This window comes from Alistipes communis (assembly GCF_006542665.1).
Lineage (GTDB): Bacteria > Bacteroidota > Bacteroidia > Bacteroidales > Rikenellaceae > Alistipes > Alistipes communis.
Map to the genome: position 1 here is coordinate 2911760 of NZ_AP019735.1, position 21162 is coordinate 2932921.

Consider the following 21162-nt stretch of genomic DNA (forward strand, 5'->3'; position numbering starts at 1 on the left):
TCTCGTTACGGTATGTATTGGTTGTACAACCTCTTTTTCGGCGATACGCTGGCGCACACCATTTTCGTTCTGGCGCTGGTCATCACCGTCGGAATCCTGCTGGGGAAAATCAAGATCGGAGGCGTTTCGCTGGGGACGACGTGGATTCTCTTCGTCGGCATCGCAGCCAGCCATTTCGGCATGACGATCGACCCCGGCGTGCTGAGCTTCATCAAGGAGTTCGGCCTGATCCTGTTCGTCTTCTCGATCGGGTTGCAGGTCGGGCCCGGGTTTTTCTCGTCGTTCAAGAACGGCGGTATGCAGCTCGTCGGACTGGCGTCGCTCATCGTCGTACTGGGTGTCGCCACCGCCTATGCGCTGCATCTGGCCACCGATACGCCGATCCCCACCATGGTCGGCATCCTGTCGGGCGCCGTGACCAACACGCCGGGACTGGGCGCCGCACAACAGGCTTACAGCGACGCTTCGGGGATCAACGACCCTTCGATCGCACTGGGCTATGCCGTAGCCTATCCGCTGGGCGTCATCGGCATCATCTTCTCGATGATCTTCATCCGCTATGCGCTGCGCATCCGTTTCGAGAAGGAGGACGAGGCGCTGGCGGCGATGAGCAACGAACACAAGAAATACGCCGACAAAATATCGGTCCAGTTCACCAACGCTGTACTCGACGGCCGGACGGTGGGCGAGATGAAGGAGCTTATCAACCGCTCGTTCGTCATTTCGCGGATCGCCGACGCCGACAACCATATCACCGTCGCCACGCAGGACAGCCGCCTGCATATCGGCGACAAGCTGCTGATCGTCTGCTCGTCGGAGGATACCGACGCCATCACCGCCTTTCTGGGCCACATCATCGACATGCCCTTCGAAGAGTGGGGATCGCTCGACAGCCAGCTCGTATCGCGGCGCATCCTCATCACCAAACCTTCGATCAACGGCAAGAAATTCGCCGACCTGCACCTGCGCACCAAATACGGCATCAACATCACCCGCGTCAACCGCGCCGGCGTGGATCTGATTCCCTATCAGGGCATGGAGTTGCAGGTGGGCGACCGCGTGATGGTCGTCGGCTCGGAGAAGGCGATCGCACAGGTGGCCGACCTGCTGGGCAATTCGATGAAGAAACTGCGCGAACCGAACCTCGTCACGATCTTCGTCGGCATCGCCCTCGGCGTGCTGCTCGGCTCGATTCCTCTGCTCAACGTCCCGCAGCCGGTCAAACTGGGGCTGGCGGGCGGCCCGCTGATCGTGGCGATCCTGATCGGCCGTTTCGGCACCCACTTCCATCTGGTGACCTACACCACCATGAGCGCCAACCTGATGTTGCGCGAGGTGGGCATCACGCTCTTCCTGGCGGCCGTGGGTATCGGCGCGGGCGACGGTTTCGTCGACGCGATCGTCGGCGGCGGTTACCGCTGGGTAGGCTACGGCGTCATCATCACCGTCGTTCCGCTGCTCATCGTCTCGCTCATCGCCCGGCTCGGAATGAAGGTCAATTACTATACGCTCATGGGTCTCATCGCGGGCAGTACGACCGATCCTCCCGCACTGGCCTACGCCAACTCGACGGCAGGCAACGACATGCCGGCCGTGAGCTACGCCACGGTCTATCCCGTCGTGATGTTCCTGCGCGTGCTGACGGCACAGATATTCATTCTCTTCGCACTGTAACACAATCGCGAAATAACCGAAAAGGCCGCTCTCAGGAGCGGCCTTTCTTGTCGGAGGATTTCAGGTCGTGCAGCGGGCAATTGCGTTCGCAGGAGGCGCAACCGCCCGAGGTGTTTCCCCGCCCGCGGCAAAAGAGCCTCCGGACGATGATCCACACCAGTGCGACGCCGACGAGCGCAACCGCTATATCCTGCCAATTCATTTACAACAACAAGGCGATATGATAGACGATCCAAGCCACGAACCATGCCACGGCTGTACTGTAAACCATCGACGCCAGCGCCCAGCCGCGCCCCGCTTCGTTGCGGACAGCCACGATCGTGGCGATGCAGGGAAAATACAACAATACGAAGACCAGGAATGCCAATGCCGACGCCGGCGTGAAATCGCCGCTTTCGCGCAATGTCTGCGCCAGCGACGCATCGTCGGCCGTCGCATCCTGCGAATAGAGCACGCCGAGCGTGCTGACGACGATCTCCTTGGCCGACACGCCCGACAGAATCGCCACGCCCGCCTTCCAGTTCAGGCCGAGCGGTTCGACAGCAGGCTCGCACCAGCGCCCCAACTGCCCCAGATAGGAGTTTTCATAGTGTTCGATCTCCGGTTCGCCCGCTACGGGACGGGGGAAATAACTCAGGAACCAGACGAAGAGCGACGCCACGAGAATCAGCCCTCCCATCTTGCGCAGGTACTGCGCACTCTTGTCCCACATGTGCGACAGCGTGGCACGCATCGTCGGCATACGGTAGGGGGGCAGCTCCATGACGAACGGCGTCTCGTCGACCTTGTAGAGGAACCGCCGCATCAGCCGCGCCGTGACCACCGCCAACGCGATACCCAGCAGGTATAGTCCGAAGAGCACCAGCCCGCCGTGGTCGGGAAAGAAGGTTCCGACGAAAAGGATGTAGATCGGCAACCGCGCGCTGCACGACATGAAGGGGGTGATGAGCACCGTGATGAGCCTGCTCGAACGGCTTTCGATCGTGCGCGTGGCCATAATGGCCGGCACGTTGCAACCGAAACCCATCACCAGCGGAATGAACGACTTGCCGTGCAGTCCGATGCGGTGCATTACGCGATCCATGATGAAGGCTGCGCGGGCCAGATAGCCGGAATCCTCCATGAAGGAGATGAACAGGTAGAGGATGATGATATTGGGCAGGAAGACGATCACGCTTCCCACACCGCCTATCACGCCGTCGATCAGCAGATCCTTGAACGCTCCGTCGGGCATCGCCTGCTGCAACCCCGAACCGAGCCAGCCCACCAGTGTCTCGATCCACTCCTGCGGATAGGCGCCGATGTTGAACGTGCAGTAGAACATCAGCCACATGAGGAAGAAAAAGATCGGGAATCCCCACAGCTTGTGCGTGACGAACGCATCGATGATATGCGTCGTCTGCGCCTGCTCCTTGCCGCCCGGCGTGAAGGTCTCTTTGAGCGCACCCGAGATGAAACCGTATTTCTGATTGGCCAGCGCCGTTTCGACGTCTTCGCCCAACTCCTCCTCGACCTGCGGCACGGCACGGTCGCGCAAAGCGATCCACTCGGCGAAATGGGGACAGTCGGCCAGCTGCGCTTCGACCTCCTTGTCGCGTTCGAGCAGCTTCATGGCGAAATACCTCGGCGGGAAGTGCTTGGGCAGCTCGTCGCGGTCGGAACGCAGACGCTCGTACAGCGGCCGGAGCGCCTGCTCGACGACAGGGCCGTTGTTGATATGGATATGGCGCACGCGGGGATCCCGATTTTCGTAGACGGCGATCACCGTGTCGAGCAGCGCCTCCAAACCCCGCCCCGTCTTGGCCACGACGGGCACCATCGGCACGCCGAGCATTGCGCCCAAATGCTCGTAATCGAGTACGGCGCCGCTCGCTTCGAGTTCGTCGTACATGTTGAGCGCCACGACCATCTTGGGGTCGATGTCGATCAGTTCGGTGGTAAGATAGAGATTACGTTCGAGATTCGAGGCCACTACGGCGTTGACGACCACGTCGGGCGTGTCGTTCACCAGATGGCGGCGCACGTACAACTCTTCGGGCGTATAGGCCGAGAGGGCGTAGGTGCCGGGCAGATCGGTGATGACGAACCGGTATCCTCCGTAACGATATTCGCCGCGCTTGGCGTCGACGGTCACCCCGCTGTAATTGCCTACATGTTCGTGGCCGCCCGAAATGGCGTTGAACAGCGAGGTCTTGCCGCTGTTGGGATTGCCGATCAACGCGACGTTGATCGTGCGGCTGCGCGTGGAGATCGCCTCCTCGAAATCCGCATCGTCGGGTGCAGAGAGCGTTTCCCCCGCCACGGAGAGCTGCTGCTGCACCTCTTCGGCGGTGATGACGACGATCATCGCGGCCTCGCTGCGCCGCAGCGAAACCTCGTAATCCATAATCCTGTATTTGATCGGGTCACGCAGCGGGGCGTTCTGCAAAACGTCCACCCGCTTGCCGCGCACGAAACCCATCTCCATGATCCGGCGTCGGAATCCGCCGTGTCCCAGTACGTTGAGGATCGTGGCCGACTGTCCGGTTTTCAATTCCGAAAGACGCATTTTTCTCTTCAATTAACTTCGCCGCGCAAAGTTAACGGAAAAAAGCGGTTTTCCGATACCTCGATATAGGTATTCTCCCGACCGCGGTGCAAGGGCTACCATCCGCCGCCCAGCGCCTTGTACAGTCCCACGTAATTGACGTATTGCTGCACGGCGATCTCGACGAACTGCATCTGCGAAGCGTAAAGCTCGCGTTCGGCGTCGATCACGTCCAGATAGGCCGACATGCCGTTGCGGTACAACTCGCGGTTCATCTCGCTGATCCGGCTGTTGGCCAGCACCAGCTGCGCCTGCCGCGTGGCCTGTTTGCGATAGGTCTCGATGCTCACCAACGCCTTTTCGACATCGGCGAAGGCTTCGATGACCGTCTGCTCATAGGCATATACCTGCTGTTTGTAGACCTCGACGGCCGCCTGCTCGGTGCGCTTCAGTTTTCCGAAGGCAAACAGCGGCTGGGTGATCTGTCCGACGGCCGACCACACCCACGGTTTGCCCGAAGTCATCTCTTTGAGCGTGTTTCCCGCCACACCGCCCGCTCCGGTGAGCGCGATCGACGGAAAACGCACGCTGCGCGCATAACGGGCCTTGTAGGCAGCCGCTTCCATATTGTAATAAGCCTCCATGATGTCGGGCCGCCGTTCGAGCAACTCCGACGGAAGTCCCACCGGCACGTCGACCGGCCGGTAATCCTCCATGAGGCATACGCCCGCCCCGACATCCTGCGGACGCTGCGGATTCTCGCCCAGCAGTGTGCAGAGGGTCAACTGCATCTGCGCCACGGCCCGACGATAGGTGGGTATATCGGCAGCGGCCGTATAGACCAGGCTGCGCGCCTGTTGCAGCGCCACGCCGTTGGCCATCCCGTGACGATACATCGAGTCGATCAACGCCGCCGATTCTCGCCGCAGGGCATAACTGCGCTCGGCGATCCGCAAATTACGCCGGTAGCCGAGCAACTGGAAATAGGTCGTGGCCACCTCGGCCGTCAGCGACAACATCACGCCGCGCAAGGCCCACTGCGAAGAGAGCAGCTCGGCCCGTGCCGCCCGCGTCGAGTTTCTCAGCGCACCGAAGAGCGACACCTCCCACGTCATCTGCGGCTCGACGGCGTATTTCTGGACGATCTTCGTCTCTGCATTATAGTCGCCTTCGGCCGATACGCCGACGCCGAACGAAGGCAGGAACCCGGCGCGCGCCACGGCGATCTGCCGATCCGCCTCCTCGACGCGCGAGTAGGCGACGGCCAGATCGCGGTTGTTCGCCAACGCCTGCGAGATCAACGAGTCGAGCGTCGGATCGCGGAAGACATGCCACCACTCCTCGCTGCCCGCGAGCGAATCCTGCCGGAACCGGCCGGCATACAGGTAGTTGTCCGGCGTCTCCACCTGCGGCGGATAGAGCCGGGGATTGCAGGCCGTCAGAGCGGCCAGCGCGACGAGCAAAAACAACGTGCGTCTCATAGGTTCTGCGATTTTAAGTCCCGTTTGCGCTCGAACCGTCCCAGACGGGCGATCAGGTAGTAGAGTGAGGGGTAGATGAAGATTCCGAGCAGCGTAGCCAGCAACATGCCGCCCACCAGCGCCACACCCATGATGTTGCGGGCGGTGGAGTAGACGCCGTCGGCGAAAATCAACGGCATCACCCCCAATATGAAGGCGAAGGCGGTCATCAGAATGGGGCGCACACGCAGCTTGGCGGCGCCGACGGCGGCATCGACGAGCGACTGCTTCTGCTCGAAGAAAAGCCGGTCGGCATACTCCACGACCAGAATTGCGTTTTTGGCCGCCAGTCCGATGAGCATCACAAGCGAGATCTGCATGTAGATGTCGTTGATGAAGAGCGAGTCGAACAGATGAGCGAACCACAACAGCACAAAGGCGCCCAGCACGGCAGGAGGCACTCCCAGCAGAATAGCCGCCGGAAGGCCCCAGCTCTCGTAAAGCGCCGCCAGAGCCAGGAAGACGATCGCCAGCGACAAAAGGTAAACCAGCGACGAACTCTTCGATTCGTTGCTCTCGACGAGCGACGTACCGCTCCACGCTACATCCACATCGGCGGGCAGCACCTCGCCGGCCACCTCCATGACGGCTTCCATTGCCTGCTTCGACGATACGCCGTCGGCCGGTGCGATGTTCAGGGCGATCGAGCGGTAAAGGTTGAACTGCGAAATATAGGCCGGGCCGACCGTGTCGCGCACGCTGACGAAAGCCGACACGGGCACGCTCTCGTTACGGGCGTTCTTCACGAAATAGCTGTCGAGCGACGTGCGGTCCGTCCGATAATCGGGTGCGGCCGACAGATAGGTCTGGTACAACTTTCCGAAACGGTTGAAGTTGTTGATGTAAGCACCGCCCAAATAGGTCGTTATGGCCGAATAGACGTCGCTCAGCTCCACCCCTTCCTGCATGGCGTAGGCTTTGTCGATCACCAGCCTTCGCTGCGGGACGCCGGCGTTGAACGACGTGGTGGCCGTAGCGATTTCCGGCCGGCGGCGCAGCGAATCGAGGTAACGCACCGTCTGCTCGCTCAGGTAAGCCGTACCGCGCCCTTCCAAATCCTGCGTAACGGCCGACAGGCCCGACGTGACGCCCAGACCCGGAATCGACGGCGGGATGAAGGCGAAGCCCTCGGCCTCGGGCAGCCCCTCGTAGAGCATCCCGTTGAGCGCCGCGGCGATCTGCATGGCCGAGCGTTTGCGGTCGGAGTAGTCGACCAGCTTGACGAAGACCACGCCGCTGTCGGTTTCGGCGATGCCGGCCAACATGTTGAACCCAGCGGCATAGGAGGTATACTGCACTTCGGGCAGCGAGCGGATGATGCGGTCGGCCCCGACCAGCGCCTCCTGCGTCACCCGCAGCGACGACGCTTCGGGGGCATTCACCACGACCATCACGTAGCCCTGGTCCTCTTCGGGAAGGAATCCGCCGGGCATGAAGTACCATGCCGCACCGATCGCACAACCGATCGCCAGCAACAGCACGGCGGTACGCGCCATGTGGCGCACGGTGGCGGCGATCCGCGAGGAATAGCCTTCCAGCCAGCGGTCGAACCGCCGGTTGAATGCGGCGAAGAAACCCTTCGCCGCCTCCTTGCGGGGTTTGAGCAGCAAGGCGCACAGCGCGGGCGACAGCGTCAGAGCGTTGAAGGCCGAGAGCACGACCGAGACCGAGATCGTCACGGCGAACTGCTGGAACAGCCGCCCCGAAATTCCGCCCACGAACGACATCGGGATGAAGACGGCCAGCAGCACGACGGTCGTGGCTACGATCGGCGAAGCGACGTTGCGCATCGCCTCGATCGCCGCCTCGCGGGATTTCATGCCGCGTTCGATGTTGACCTGCGCGGCTTCGACCACCACGATCGCATCGTCGACCACCAGTCCGATCGCCAATACCAGGCCCAACAGCGAGATGATGTTGATCGAGAAGCCCAACAGCGGGAAGAAGATGAACGTGCCGATGAGCGAGACCGGAATGGCGACGAGCGGAATGAGCGTCGCCCGCCAGTCCTGAATGAAGAGGTAGATAATGGCGATCACCAGTACGAGCGCCAGAATCAGCGTGAGGATGATCTCCTCCACGCCCGAGCGGATGCTCTCGGTCGAATCGACGATCGTCGTACAGCTCACGCCGTCGGGAAACCGTTCCGACAACCGCCCGATGGTCGCCTTCACGCGGTTGCCTACGTCCACGGCGTTGCTGCCCGGCTCCTGATAGATGACCAGCAGCGTGGCCGGCTCTTCGCCGAAGGCCGAAGCGACGCCGTAGGACTTGCTGCCCAGCGCCACGTCGGCCACGTCGCGCAGAAAGATCTGCTCGCCGGCGGGGGTGGTCTTCACGACGATCGCCGCGAACTCCTCGGCCGTGGAGATCTGGCGCGGCATGGTGACCGTATAAGTATAGGTAGTCCCTTCGGGCGACGGCTCGGCGCCGAACTGGCCGGCAGGGTAGATGCCGCCCTCCGCGAGCACGGCCGCCCGCAGTTCGTCGAGCGACACGTTGTAGTAGTTCAGCAGATCGGGCTTGACCCAGATGCGCATGGCATATTCGCCGGCGCCCATGATCGAGACCTTGCCCACGCCGTTGATTTTGAGCAGCTGGTTCTGAAGATTGATGTAAGCGTAGTTCGAGAGGAATTCGTTGTCGTAACGGCCGTCGCTGTGCAGCGCGAAGACCATCAGAAAACCCGTCATCGTCTTCTGCGTCACCACGCCCTGGGTGACGACCGACGAGGGAAGCAGTGCGGTCGAGGTGGCGACGTTGTTCTGCGTGAAGATCGCATCCAGATCGGGATCGGTACCCACGTCGAAGACTACCTGCAACACCATCGAACCGTCGTTGGCACTCGTAGACTGCATGTAGAGCATGTCGCTCACGCCCATCACGCTCTGCGCCACGGGCGTGGCCACGGCGTCGTTGACCGTCTCCGCGTCGGCTCCGCTGTAACTGGCGGTCACTTCCACGACGGGAGGCGTAATGTCGGGATACTGTTCGATCGAAAGATCGAAAATCGAAATCGCGCCCAACAACACGATCGCCAGGGCGATGCAGATGGCGAAGATCGGCCGGCTGACGAAAAATCGTTCCATAGGCTATTTATTCGTATTGATCGGGGTCGGAATAACCTTCTGACCGTTGTGCAACTTCTGAATACCGGCCGTAACGACCCATTCGCCCGGCTCGACGCCCGACAGGATGCACCACCGGTCGCCGGCAATACGGCCGAGCGTCACACGCCGGTATTCGGCCGTGCTGTCGCGCCCGACGACCCAGACCGAACTGAGATCCTGCATCTGCGTCACGGCACGCTGCGGTACGACGACGTAGGGCAGCGACGGTCCGACGTTGGCCGTCACGCGGGCGAACTGTCCGGGTTTGAGCGTATAGTCCGGATTGGCGAATTTGACCACCAGCACGATGGTTCCCATCGAACTCGATATGTCTTTCTGCGTATAGCTGTACCACCCCTTCGAGGGATAGACCACGCCGTCGGCCAGCGAGAGGGTGATGTCCGAGAGCAGACCGTCGTTTTCATAGATCGACGGGCGCGTTCCCGCATAACGGAGATACTGCGCCATCGGAATGGCGACATCGACCGCAACGGTATCGATGTTCGAAATGGTCGTCAGCACCGAAAATTGGGTACCCACCCCCACGTAATCGCCCGTATGGGCGTTGCTCGAAGCGATGATGCCGTCGATCGGAGCATAGATACGGGTATAGCCCACCTGCAACCGTGCGTTGCGCACCTGCTGCTCGGCCGAACGCACGGCAGCCTGCGCGGCGACGTATTCGGCCGTATACTGGTCGAGCTGCGTCTGACTGATGGCGTCGATACGCGCCAGCGGCACGGCGCGTTCGTAGTTGTTGCGGGCCGAGACCTCCTGCGCACGCGCCGATTCGAGCGAAGCTTCGGCCGAAAGCAGGGTGGTGGAGAGCAGGTTGGGGTCGATCGTAAAGAGCAGCTGCCCCTTTCGAACCGGCATACCGCTGCTGAAATACTTGTTCTCGAGATAGCCGTTGACACGGGGTTCGATCAGTGCGTCGAAATTGCTTTCGACACTGCTCACGAAGCTCATGCGGTTGGGGACGGTGTCCGTCGCCGCTTCGATCACCTCGACGCGCAGGGAGGGCTGCGCTCCGGTTGTATGCCGGCCGCGGCAACCGCCTGCCAGCAACGCCGCAAGGGCGCAAAGGAGTGTTCCGATTTTGTCCATTGAGAGCCATGATTTTTTCCTGAAAGAAGGCAAAAAACATACCGGTATTCGGTCTTGAATCTCCTAAAACACCGTGAAATAGCGCTTCAAGCGTATTTTTTTATAAAAATATTTTCTCAATTCGAGATATTTCCTATATTTGCAAACGATAAACAACCCAAAATTTACGATTATGGAAAAATTAGTTGAGCAAATCAAAGCCCAGTACGCTCTTTTCGCTGAGAACGCAGAGGCTCAGGTATCTAAAAACAACAAAGCCGCCGGCACCCGCGCACGCAAGGCTGCGCTGGAAATCATGAAGCTGATGAAGGAATTCCGCAAGGCTTCGGTCGAGGCTGCCAAATAAGTTTGGAACCTGCAACGAATAAGGGCTGTCCCATCGGGACAGCCCTTATTGTTTCGTTATTCCTTTTCACGGATTATTCCGCCACGGATGCACGGTCTCGCCTCAGCACCGGCGGTTCCGCTCCGCGTGCAACCCCGACCGAACCCCGCTACAATTCGATACCCCGCCGACGGAAATAGGCAAGGTCGGTCCCGTTGAGTCCCGTCGCACGGAACGGTACGGCACGGTTGTGATCGTTGAGGTAACAGCGCCGCACCGTCGTATCGTAGGAGGGGCTTGCCAGCGACGCCTCCCTGTAAACGTAATCTGCCTCGATACGGGCGATGTCGGCGATGGTCTGAAAAAGCGCATGTGTCGTCGCCGGAGCGTTTTCATGGCTGGCGGCAGCGGCCGCCTGTTGGGGAAACACCCGCTTGTAATCCTCCGAAAACCACGCCAGCGAAGCGACGTGCAGCTGCCAGCAGGTCGTCGTAGGCGAGGCGTGTAGGAAACGTTCCCGATCGTCGTCGAGCATGTCCTCGCCGTGGTCGGCGCTGTAAAGCAATGCGCTGCACGCATCGAGCGATGCGAGATACCCGATCACCGACGACAGAAAGGTGTCGGTATAACGGATCGAATTGTCGTAAGCGTTCCATATCTTCTGCTTGTGCTGCCGTTCGATGGCCACGTCGTCGTCGGGCAGAAAGTAGGCTGCCTCGCGCGGATAACGCTGGTGATAGCTGAAATGCGACCCGTAACAATGCAGGATGAAGAGCAGGTCGTTCTCCGTATCGGCCTCGACGATGCGTTTCATCGTGTCGAGCAGCTGCATGTCGTAACGCGGATGCCCCATATAGATAAGGCTGTCGGCATCGCGCGCCAATTTGTCGATCATCGCCCCCTGCGGCGACTGGTTCGAAAGAAACCACGTGCGGAAGCCCGCTTCGTTGAAGAGCGCGGGCAGTCCCTTGCGACGGAAGAGTTCGTCGTGTTCGTTCGTCCGGACAGACGAGAGGATCATCGGCACGCTCTTGTGCGTGGTATTGCTCTGCGTAAGCATGTTGCGGAACACGACGATCTCGTCTCCCAATGCCTTCAAGCGGGGATTCGTGGGACGGTCATAACCGTACAGCTCCCAATTGGCGGCACGCGACGCTTCGCCGATCACATAGACGTAGATCTCCCGCTTGTCGGCCTTCGCCGTACGGCGGGCATGATAGCGGAACCCTGCCGACGTGCGGTCGTAATTCTCGATCTTGACGTATTCGCGCGCACAGAGCACGACGTTGTAGGCCACGTTGACCGGAAAGATCTCGTTGCGGAGCACATGCCGTTTCGTTTGATAGGCCGGAATCAGCAATCCCGCCCCGACGAGCGCCAACACGCCTCCGACCACGGCCGTCCGGCGGCGGAAACGAGGCGAAAAGTCGACCTTACGCCGCACATGCACGGTTGCCGTCCATAACAGCGGAAGATAGATGACACAGACCAGAATCACCGAGGGATAGATGTTGCTCAGCAACTCCGTCGCCTCGCCGGGGTTGGTCGTGACGATATTGATGAACATATCGGTCGCCGCGACCGAATTCCCGAACAGGTAGAGCAGCACGATTTGCAGGGCGCAGAAAAAGATCACCGGAAAACTCAGCCACACGGCGATTCCCGAACGACGGAATGCGACGCTCCACAGCAGATAGCCTCCGGCCGGCAGCGTCAGCAGCGCGGCCTTCGACCAGATCGAATAGGGCTCCGTAAAAAACAGGATGCAGTTCGGTATCATCACGGCCGCAAAATAGCAGAGCGCCAGTAACGCAGCGTGACGACTGCTTCGCAGGAATGCTTTGCCGGTCTGTTCCATGAGTGTCAGAAAGCTTCGTTAATATTGAAAACCAGACCGCTGGTCTTGCGGCCGAAACCGTAGTCGATACGCACGTTCACGCGGCGTTTGAACTCCCAGCGCAGACCCAGCCCGTAGTTGGGCAGCGTCTGATCCCAGCGGAAACGTTCGAACGACGAAAAGACATTGCCCGCACCGCCCCACACGGCGCAACCGATGCGCCGCCAGATACGCTGACGGTACTCGATCTGGCAAGAAAGGATGTTGTTGTCGATATAACGTCCCAGATAATACCCGCGCATCCGGTAACCGCCGCCCAGCTCCGCCAGCATGCACCACGGCATTCCCGAACTGTTGAATTCGCCGAAAATATCCGTGGCCAGCACGGCGCCGCGCCACAGACGCTGGTAATAGTCGGCCGTAGCGGTGGTCTTGTAGAGCGTCTTGCCGCTGTTTCCCAACCCCTTGGGGTAGATAACCTGCTTGACCATCAAAAAGGTACCGCGCTCGGGAGCGGGGATGAAATCGCGCGAGTCGTATTGCAGCGTCATGCCGATCCCCGACAAGGTGTAGTGCAACTTCTGCCCCGCGAGATAGTCTATGCCCCGGTCGTCGAAATCCGTACCCTTCGTATGGGAGAAAAGAACCGACCCGCCGACATACAGGTGTCTCCACACCTCATACAGATAGCCGGCGTCGAACTTCACCTGTTTGCGGATGTAGTCGGCAGATTGGTTGAACCGCCCCGCCTCATAGCCTATGCCCCAGAATTCGAGCGGCTTCGAACCGAACGACACCTCGTAGATCACCCGCGAGCGGTTGTGGTTGAAGAGCGTGTTGCCGCTCACGCCGAACATATAGAAACCCGACAACGAGAAGTTGCCGAAGAACGACACGTCCGACGGAGGCGTCAGCGAATCGGTGCGATCCACGCGGTAGAGTCCCGACGCCAGCACGCCGATCCCCACGCTCGCCTCTTTGGAATAGTTCGGTGCGCCGATAAAACTGAAATCGATCTTCTTCTCGAACGTGCGGTCGACGTTGCCGTGGAAGATCCGGCTCCAGAAATTGTCCTTGCGTTTCGGCTGCTGCTGCGTCTCGGCAGCCGGCGCAGTCGCGGGCAGCGGAGTATACCGGTAACGCAACGTATCGCCGCCGCGCACACAGAGCGTATCCTGTTGCGCACGGGCGGAGAGTAGCAGAAAACAGCAGACGACGGCAGGGAGAAACCTTCTAAATACCATTTATTTATAGTTCTCTAACACCTCGTAAAAGGCCTCCTTGTCGGCATCCGAAAGCACCCCTTTGCGCAGGAAGACCAACTCGCCCTCCTTGGTGACGAACATCAGCACGAACTTGTTGTTGCAGTCGCCCAGATTCCACGCCGTACTCAGGGCATGTGTCTGATCGGCGAGCACAGTCGCACCGTTGGTCGCAGTACGTTTGCGCGCCATCGAACGGGCCATGCTGTTGGGCACCATCGGCGCGTCTTTGAGATTCATCACGCCGAAGCCGTGGATCTTGTCGCTTTCGGCACGGTGGTTCTTTTCCAGTTCAACGGTGAAATCCTCGTTCTGCTTATGGTGGTCGGGATCGACATAGAAGATCATCAGGTTCTTTTCACCCCAGTACGGAAGCGTCACGGGCTTTCCTTCGAGATCGAGCACTTCGACGTTCGATACCTTTCGCGGCAAGGCCGCCTCCTCGGTCTGAGCCGATACGGTGCCGAATGCCAGCGAAAGGGCTGTCAGCGCCAGAAAATTTTTCAGTGTCATCATAATCCAATGAATTTATAATACATCATTGCACCGTGCAAAGATACGAATTTTTCAACAGACCGTCCCCTCGCAAAGTCCGAATAATATTCAAAAAGACCACTGTTATCTACATCTTATTCCTGTCTGGAAACTCCTTTATGCAGAGTCGGAGGGAGAAACACGACGGGCCTACGAGCCGGTCGGCCGCCCGCATCGTTTCCGCCGAACCGCCGGATCGATCGGATTCGGACAGGGCGGAGATATCGCCTGCGCCAAAATCAGCAGGAATGTTCTGCACCCGGCATACGCACTTTGCGGAAGATAGGTTTCCGCTCAGACAAGCGGTGCCTCGGTAGGACCGCAAACAAATTTGCTTTTGCGCTCGGCTTGCACACTTTGCGGGGACAAGCCCCGCTTAGATAGGCGGCGCCTCGGCAAAACCAAATAAATTTGGTTCTGCCCTCGGCTTGCGCACTTTGCGGGGACAAGCCCCGCTTAGATAGGCGGCGCCTCGGCAAAACCAAATAAATTTGGTTCTGCCCTCGGCTTGCACTATCTTTGTCCTCCGATGAAAACCAGAATCCTTTTTGTCTGCCTGGGCAATATCTGCCGCTCTCCGGCCGCCGAAGAGATTTTCCGCACGCAGGTCGCTCGCCAAGCGCTGAGCGACAGCATCGAAGCCGATTCGGCCGGCACCTATTCGGGACACGCCGGCAACCTGCCCGATCCGCGGATGCGGCGTGCCGCCGCCCGGCGCGGTTACGAACTCACGCACCGCGCCCGTCCGCTGCACGAAGCCGACTTCGAACGGTTCGACCGCATCGTCGTCATGGACGACAACAACTACGAAACGGCCCACCGGCTCGCGCCATCGCGCGAACTGGCCGGCAAAATCCACCGCATGACGGAGTTCTGCCGCCACAGTCCGCAGTGGGATCATGTTCCCGATCCCTATTACGAGGGGCACGAAGGGTTCGAACTGGTGCTCGACCTGCTCGAAGACGCCTGCGAAGGATTGCTCAACGATCTTAAAAATCCAACCCGATCGTAAACGAATAGGCATTGTGCATGGGCGAAGCCTTCTTGGCCACGGTATATCCCGCGTCGAAACAGAGATGCATGAACCGCACGCCGACGCCCAGCGAAAAATAGTCGGGGTAGTACAGCCGCGACTCGCCGCCGTGATACCCCACGCGGAATTGCAGCAACTGCATCAGGCTGTACTCCATGCCGATGCCTCCCTCCACGCCGCGCGCCGCAACAGGTGAAAAAGTATAGCGGCACTCGCCGGCGAAGGTCAGCGCATGGGCATCGCTCAGAAACAAATCGTAGGCGGCGCCCGCCGCGAATGCGACCGGCAGCTTCATCTCCGCAGGACCGTCCAGAAATCCGCCGATCCCCGTCAGTTTGGCGCCCAGCCGCAGCGCGGAGTAGTTCTCGCCCCGCTCGAACGGCACGACCGCCTGCGCCGTAATGCCCGCCGAGAACGCATTGCCGCTCCGCTCTCGCACGAAACGCGCGTAATCGGCCGTCAGACCCAACGCCACGATGTCGTTCAGCCGATAGGCATAAGCCAGCGACACCGACTTGTCCTTCAAACGTTCGTCGAACCCGAACGTTCGCCAGCCGCCGGCGAGCAAATGCTGCATGTTGAACTTGTAGTAACCGGCGGCGGAGTAGGTCGTCTTGTCCGAAAGGGTAAAGAACGAAGTCGCCACCTGCGCCTTCTGCCGGCCGAAAAGCCCCGCCGCGGGATTGTTGAAGACGGCATACGCATCGGCCGATGTCACCGTCTCGATGCCGCCCATGCCCAGCGTCCGGGCATCGGGATTCGCAATCCCGTAAGGCTGCGCCGCAACGGGGAGGAAACCGCCGGCGAGCGACGCCATCCAAAGAATCAATCGTTTCATATCCTGTTCGTTAAAAGCAAACGAGGTGAAAGAGCGTGCGGCCCTCCACCTCGTCCGTATCGTGATTCGCTGCCGACGGTTAGCAGTTCATCGCGCCGCAGCAGTGGATGACCTGGCCGCTGACGTACGACGACAGGTCCGACGCGAGGAACAGGGCCACCTTGGCCACATCTTCGGGCGTACCGCCGCGTCGCAGCGGGATCTGCTTGTACCAGCCCTCCTTGACCTCGTCGGGCAACTTGTCGGTCATGTCCGTGATGATGAATCCCGGAGCGATGCAGTTGGCGCGGATGCCGCGCGGGCCCATCTCCTTGGCGATCGACTTGGCCAGACCGATCATGCCGGCTTTCGACGCCGAGTAGTTGCACTGGCCGGCGTTGCCGCTCACGCCCACCACCGACGACATGTTGATGATCGAACCCGACTTCTGACGGGCCATGACCGGCGTCACGGCGTGGATGAAGTTGAAGGCCGATTTCAGGTTGACCGTCAGCACGGCATCCCACTGCGCCTCGCTCATGCGCATCATCAGACCGTCTTTCGTAATACCGGCGTTGTTCACCAGAATATCGATCCGGCCGAACTCCTCGACGATCCGTTTCACGACTTCGTGCGTCTGCTCGAAATCGGCGGCGTTCGAGGCGTAACCCTTGCACTTCACGCCCAGCGCGGCGATCTCCGCCTCGGTGGCTTTTCCGTTCTCGTCGATCGCCAGATCGGTGAATGCAACATTCGCGCCTTCCTTGGCGAACTGCAATGCGATCGCCTTGCCGATACCGCGGGCGGCGCCCGTCACGACTGCGACTTTTCCTTCCAGTAATTTCATGTCTCTTTTCAGTAATTGTTATAGAGTTGTTGATAAAATTCCGTTGACAAAGGTAGTAAAATAATTCGGATTGCGTATCTTTGCCCGAGGATAAAGCGCCGCAATCCGGGCTTCGTCCGCGACCGCCGGAAGATAAATCACGCTTAACACATATTATGAAAAGAGATTCTCAGATTTTCGATTTGATCGGCGCCGAGCGCAAGCGCCAGACGGAAGGCATCGAGCTGATCGCCTCGGAAAACTATGTCAGCGACCAGGTCATGGAGGCAATGGGGTCGGTGCTGACCAACAAATACGCCGAAGGCTATCCCGGCGCCCGTTACTACGGCGGCTGCGAGGTCGTCGATCGGGTCGAGACGCTGGCCATCGAGCGCGTCTGCCGTCTCTACGGAGCCGAATACGCCAATGTGCAGCCCCATTCGGGCGCACAAGCCAACATGGCGGTCTTCTTCGCCGTTCTCAAACCGGGCGACACCTTCATGGGGCTCGATCTTGCGCACGGCGGACACCTGTCGCACGGCTCGGCGGTCAACATGTCGGGCATGTATTTCAACGCCGTCGGGTACCAACTCAACGAGCAGACCGGCACGATCGACTACGAAGACATGGAACGCAAGGCGCTGGAACACCGTCCGAAGCTCATCATCGGCGGCGCCTCGGCCTATTCGCGCGAATGGGACTACAAACGTATGCGCGAAATCGCCGACAAGGTGGGCGCGCTGCTGCTCATCGACATGGCCCACACGGCCGGACTGATCGCCGCCGGCCTGCTGGACAACCCCGTGAAATACGCCCATATCGTCACCTCGACGACGCACAAGACGCTGCGCGGCCCGCGCGGAGGCATCATCCTCATGGGCAAGGATTTCGACAATCCGTGGGGCTACACCACGCCCAAAGGCGTCGTCAAGAAGATGTCGCAACTGCTCAACTCGGCCGTCTTCCCCGGCATTCAGGGCGGCCCGCTCGAACACGTGATCGCCGCCAAGGCCGTCGCTTTCGGCGAAGCGCTCGCACCCGAATACAAGGAGTACCAGGCGCAGGTGCAGAAGAATGCCAAGGCCATGGCCGAAGCCTTCGTCAAACGCGGCTACAAAATCGTTTCGGGCGGTACGGACAACCACCTGATGCTGGTCGACCTGCGGACGAAATTCCCCGAATTGACGGGCAAGCTGGCCGAGCGATGCCTCGTCGCGGCCGACATCACCACCAACAAGAATATGGTGCCGTTCGACAGCCGCTCGCCGTTCCAGACCTCGGGCCTGCGTTTCGGTACGCCCGCGATCACCACGCGCGGCCTGAAAGAAGACAAGATGGAGTTGATCGTGGAGTTGATCGACCGCGTACTGCACGACCCCGAAAACGAGGCCAACATCGCTGCCGTCCGCAAGGAGGTCAACGCACTGATGTCGCAATATCCGCTTTTCGCCTGGTAGCATGAAGGCGGTCGTCGAATTCCTGCGGCAACTGCACGCTCACAACGAACGCGCATGGTTCGAGGCGCACCGCGCCGAATGGCTGCAATTGCAGGAGCGTGTCCGCAGCTTCGCCGAAGGGTTGATCGAGGGAATCGCCTCGTTCGACCCCTCGGTCGAGGGGCTGACCGCGAAGGACTGTACCTACCGCATCTACCGCGACGTGCGTTTCAGCCGCGACAAATCGCCTTACAAGACCTGGCAGGGCATCTACGTCGCACCGCACGGTAAAAAAGCGGGGTATGCGGGCTACTATTTCCACCTCGAAGGCGCCGCCGAAGAGGGACTCGTCGGCAGCCACATGCTTTTTTCCGGACTCCATATGCCGCATCCCACGGTGCTCCGAAGCGTACGCGAGGAGATTCTGGACAATGGCGCGGAATTTGTCGGGAACATCCGGCGCGCCGAAGGATTCGCGCTCGACGAATCGCAGCGACTGAGGCGCACGCCCGCAGGGTTTCCGACGGACTCGCCCTACGACGAACTGCTGCGGTTGAAGGAAGTAGCGCTCTGCCGTCCGTTCGGCGACGATTTCCTCGCGGGCGACGACCTGCTGGAACGCACGCTCGCCGAGTTCCGCAAGACCGCGCCTTTCGTGCAACAGCTCAATCGTGCCGTGCAGTACGCCTATGAAGAGATGATGTAATCCACAAATACGTGTAGCTATGCGAAACATTCTTCTGTTGATATCGATGCTCGGCCTGCTGCCGGCAGGATGCGGCCGCACGGTCTCCGACACCGACACGGTCTCGTGCGACACCTTCGTCTATTCGGTCAAGGGCGGCGACTCGCTGCGGCTCGACCGTTATACCGACACCCCCGCAGCCGAAATCGACGCAAAAAAGCCCTGCATGATCTTCGTCTTCGGCGGCGCCTTCATCAGCGGCACGCGCGACGCCGAATCGTACCGCCCATTCTTCGAATACATGGCGCGCGAACAAGGGTACACCGTCGTTTCGATCGACTACCGGCTCGGCCTGAAAGAGCCGCTCGCCGCCGGCAAACTCTCGCCCGAAACGTTCCCGCAACTGCTTCCTCAAACGGTACTCATGGCCGTCGAGGATCTATACGACGCGACGAGTTTCGTCGCAGGGAAGTCTGCGGAGTGGGGGATCGATCCCGCGCGGATCGTCGCCTGCGGATCGAGCGCCGGAGCGATCACTGTCCTGCAAGGAGCCTATTTCATCGCCAATGAAAATCCGCTGACGGCCAAACTGCCCGACGGGTTCGATTACGCCGGCGTGATCTCTTTCGCCGGTGCCGTCGTCGACATGGCCGACGATTTGACTTGGAAACGCGCTCCTGCGCCGATCATGCTCTTCCATGGCGACGCCGACTCCAACGTTCCCTACAGGGCGCTGCGGATGGGCGGCGCAGGGATCTTCGGATCGGACTACATCGCACGACAACTCTCCGACATGAAATCGCCCTATTATTTCTACTCGGTGGAGGGTGCCGACCATGCATTGGCCACGGTGCCGATGAACAACTACCGCGATGCCATCGACCAGTTTCTCACGCAACAGGTAGGCGAGCGGCTTCCGGCCATGATCGACACGAAGGAGCGTTTCACCAATGCCTCGCCCGGCGGCAAGACATTCACCGCAGAGGACTACATTCGCAGCAATTTCGCGGGCGAATAACCGTCGACGAAAGGGTAGCGTTTTCAACGAAACACCCCCGGCCGAACGATTCGGCCGGGGGTGTTTCGTTGAAAACGTTCGCTCCTACATTTCCGCGAAATAACGGTAGAAATAGGGGATCGTCTCGATACCGCGCTGGAACTGATCCAATCCGAAACTCTCGTTGGGCGAGTGGATCGCGTCCCGCGACAAACCGAAGCCCAGCAAAATAGACTTCACACCCAGAATCTCCTCGAAAGCACTCACGATCGGAATCGAACCGCCCGAATAGAAGGGCAGGGGCTTCTTGCCGAAGGTGGCTTCGACGGCCTTCTCGGCTGCCTTATAGGCGGGCAGGTCGGTCGGCGAGACGTAGGGCGCGCCGCCGTGCAGGAACCGCACGTCGACCTTCACGCTGCGGGGCGCAATGGCGCGGAAATACCGCTCGAAGAGCTTGGCGATCTTACGGAAATCCTGATTCGGCACCAGCCGCATCGAGATCTTGGCCGACGCACGCGCCGGAATGATCGTCTTGGTTCCCTCCTCGATATAACCGCCCCAGATGCCGTTCACGTCGAGCGACGGGCGCACGCCCGTACGCTCCATGGTCGTATAACCCGCTTCGCCCGCCACGTCGCCGATGTGCAGCGACCGCTTGTAGTCGGCCAGACGGAACGGCGCCTTGTTGAGCGCACGCCGTTCGGCGGCCGACAGTTCGCGCACGTCGTCGTAGAATCCGGGAATCGTCACGCGCCCCTCGTCGTCGACCAGCGAAGCGACCAGCCGCGCCAGCACGTTGGCTGGATTGGCCACCGCACCGCCGAAAAGTCCAGAATGCAAATCCTTGTCCGGTCCCGTCACCTCTACCTGCATATAAGTTAAACCACGCAACCCGCAGGTAATCGAAGGTGTATCCATCGAAATCATCGACGTATCGGAGACCAGAATAACATCCGATTTCAGCAGTCTCTTCTGCTCACGGCAAAATTTGTAGAGACTCTGCGAACCGATCTCCTCTTCGCCTTCGAGCATGAACTTCACGTTGCAGGGCAGTTGTCCGGTCGCGCACATCGCCTCGAACGCCTTGATGTGCATGAACGACTGCCCCTTGTCGTCGTCGGCTCCGCGCCCCCAGATGCGGCCGTCGCGCACGACGGGTTCGAACGGCTCGGTCGTCCACTCCTCGCGCGGATCGACCGGCATCACGTCGTAATGGCCGTAGACCAGCACCGTTTTGGCCTTGGGGTCGACGATCTTCTCGGCGAAGACCACCGGATTCCCCTCGGTGGGCATCACCTCGGCGTGGTCGGCACCGGCCTTGACGAGCGCTGCCGCCAGATGTTCGGCACAGCGCACCATATCCCCGCGGTGTTCCGTCTGCGCGCTGATCGACGGGATGCGCAGCACCTCGAACAACTCTTCGACGAAGGCGTCGCGGTGCGAGCGGATGTAATCGAGAACCTTTTCCATAA

At 60.1% G+C, this 21162-nt stretch carries 17 protein-coding genes; 6 read left to right on the top strand and 11 right to left on the bottom strand.

What is annotated here, in order from left to right; translation table 11 throughout:
- Positions 1–12: 12 nt before the first annotated feature.
- On the top strand, positions 13–1674 hold the full coding sequence (locus FMF02_RS11880) for a putative transporter (protein WP_141413293.1): 1662 nt from the start codon (positions 13–15) through the stop codon (positions 1672–1674).
- A 31-nt stretch (positions 1675–1705) separates the two neighbouring features.
- Here FMF02_RS11880 and FMF02_RS13710 read toward each other — a convergent pair whose 3' ends face one another.
- From FMF02_RS13710 to FMF02_RS11900, 5 genes are all read right to left on the bottom strand, one after another.
- Positions 1706–1876 carry a hypothetical protein gene (locus tag FMF02_RS13710; RefSeq protein WP_162502307.1) on the bottom strand — a complete coding sequence of 57 codons (171 nt, stop codon included), beginning with the start codon at positions 1874–1876 and terminating at the stop codon, positions 1706–1708.
- Complete coding sequence (gene feoB / locus FMF02_RS11885) at positions 1877–4222, bottom strand: ferrous iron transport protein B (RefSeq protein ID WP_141413294.1); 2346 nt, start codon at positions 4220–4222, stop codon at positions 1877–1879.
- Between the two features lie 95 nt (positions 4223–4317).
- Complete coding sequence (locus tag FMF02_RS11890; protein ID WP_141413295.1) at positions 4318–5682, bottom strand: efflux transporter outer membrane subunit; 1365 nt, start codon at positions 5680–5682, stop codon at positions 4318–4320.
- A complete protein-coding gene (locus FMF02_RS11895) occupies positions 5679–8810 on the bottom strand; it encodes an efflux RND transporter permease subunit (protein ID WP_141413296.1) in 3132 nt (1043 codons plus the stop codon). Before FMF02_RS11895 ends, FMF02_RS11890 begins: the two co-directional genes overlap by 4 nt.
- A gap of 3 nt (positions 8811–8813) precedes the next feature.
- Positions 8814–9938: an efflux RND transporter periplasmic adaptor subunit gene (locus FMF02_RS11900; protein WP_141413297.1), complete on the bottom strand. Its 1125-nt coding sequence runs from the start codon at positions 9936–9938 to the stop codon at positions 8814–8816.
- Between the two features lie 172 nt (positions 9939–10110).
- Between FMF02_RS11900 and FMF02_RS11905 the strand changes: the two genes are divergently transcribed.
- Positions 10111–10284: a BF3379 family histone-like protein gene (locus FMF02_RS11905; protein ID WP_026074725.1), complete on the top strand. Its 174-nt coding sequence runs from the start codon at positions 10111–10113 to the stop codon at positions 10282–10284.
- Between the two features lie 148 nt (positions 10285–10432).
- On the opposite strand, the gene FMF02_RS11910 is transcribed toward FMF02_RS11905, so the two are convergent.
- Genes FMF02_RS11910 through FMF02_RS11920 form a run of 3 tightly spaced genes read right to left on the bottom strand, consistent with a single transcriptional unit; the run spans position 10433 to position 13875 of the window.
- Positions 10433–12121: a phosphoethanolamine transferase family protein gene (locus tag FMF02_RS11910; protein ID WP_141413298.1), complete on the bottom strand. Its 1689-nt coding sequence runs from the start codon at positions 12119–12121 to the stop codon at positions 10433–10435.
- Between the two features lie 5 nt (positions 12122–12126).
- A complete protein-coding gene (locus tag FMF02_RS11915; RefSeq protein WP_141413299.1) occupies positions 12127–13344 on the bottom strand; it encodes a BamA/TamA family outer membrane protein in 1218 nt (405 codons plus the stop codon).
- On the bottom strand, positions 13345–13875 hold the full coding sequence (locus FMF02_RS11920) for a hypothetical protein (RefSeq protein ID WP_026074723.1): 531 nt from the start codon (positions 13873–13875) through the stop codon (positions 13345–13347).
- Between the two features lie 550 nt (positions 13876–14425).
- Here FMF02_RS11920 and FMF02_RS11925 point away from each other — a divergent pair.
- A complete protein-coding gene (locus FMF02_RS11925) occupies positions 14426–14908 on the top strand; it encodes a low molecular weight protein-tyrosine-phosphatase (RefSeq protein WP_141413300.1) in 483 nt (160 codons plus the stop codon).
- Here FMF02_RS11925 and FMF02_RS11930 read toward each other — a convergent pair.
- Together FMF02_RS11930 and fabG are read right to left on the bottom strand one after the other, a co-directional pair.
- On the bottom strand, positions 14886–15767 hold the full coding sequence (locus FMF02_RS11930) for a PorV/PorQ family protein (RefSeq protein WP_141413301.1): 882 nt from the start codon (positions 15765–15767) through the stop codon (positions 14886–14888). The two genes, FMF02_RS11925 and FMF02_RS11930, sit on opposite strands and share 23 nt — an antisense overlap.
- Positions 15768–15846: 79 nt before the next feature.
- On the bottom strand, positions 15847–16593 hold the full coding sequence (gene fabG / locus FMF02_RS11935; RefSeq protein WP_019129532.1) for a 3-oxoacyl-[acyl-carrier-protein] reductase: 747 nt from the start codon (positions 16591–16593) through the stop codon (positions 15847–15849).
- Between the two features lie 155 nt (positions 16594–16748).
- Here fabG and glyA point away from each other — a divergent pair, with 155 nt between their 5' ends.
- The 3 genes from glyA to FMF02_RS11950 are packed head-to-tail and all read left to right on the top strand — an operon-like array spanning position 16749 to position 19711.
- On the top strand, positions 16749–18029 hold the full coding sequence (gene glyA, locus FMF02_RS11940) for a serine hydroxymethyltransferase (RefSeq protein WP_026074721.1): 1281 nt from the start codon (positions 16749–16751) through the stop codon (positions 18027–18029).
- Between the two features lies 1 nt (position 18030).
- A complete protein-coding gene (locus FMF02_RS11945) occupies positions 18031–18714 on the top strand; it encodes a DUF2461 domain-containing protein (RefSeq protein ID WP_141413302.1) in 684 nt (227 codons plus the stop codon).
- Positions 18715–18733: 19 nt separating this feature from the next.
- On the top strand, positions 18734–19711 hold the full coding sequence (locus tag FMF02_RS11950; protein ID WP_227043073.1) for an alpha/beta hydrolase: 978 nt from the start codon (positions 18734–18736) through the stop codon (positions 19709–19711).
- An 84-nt stretch (positions 19712–19795) separates the two neighbouring features.
- Here the strand turns inward: FMF02_RS11950 and FMF02_RS11955 are convergent, their stop codons facing one another.
- Positions 19796–21160 carry a dipeptidase gene (locus FMF02_RS11955; RefSeq protein WP_019129528.1) on the bottom strand — a complete coding sequence of 455 codons (1365 nt, stop codon included), beginning with the start codon at positions 21158–21160 and terminating at the stop codon, positions 19796–19798.
- Positions 21161–21162 lie beyond the last annotated feature (2 nt).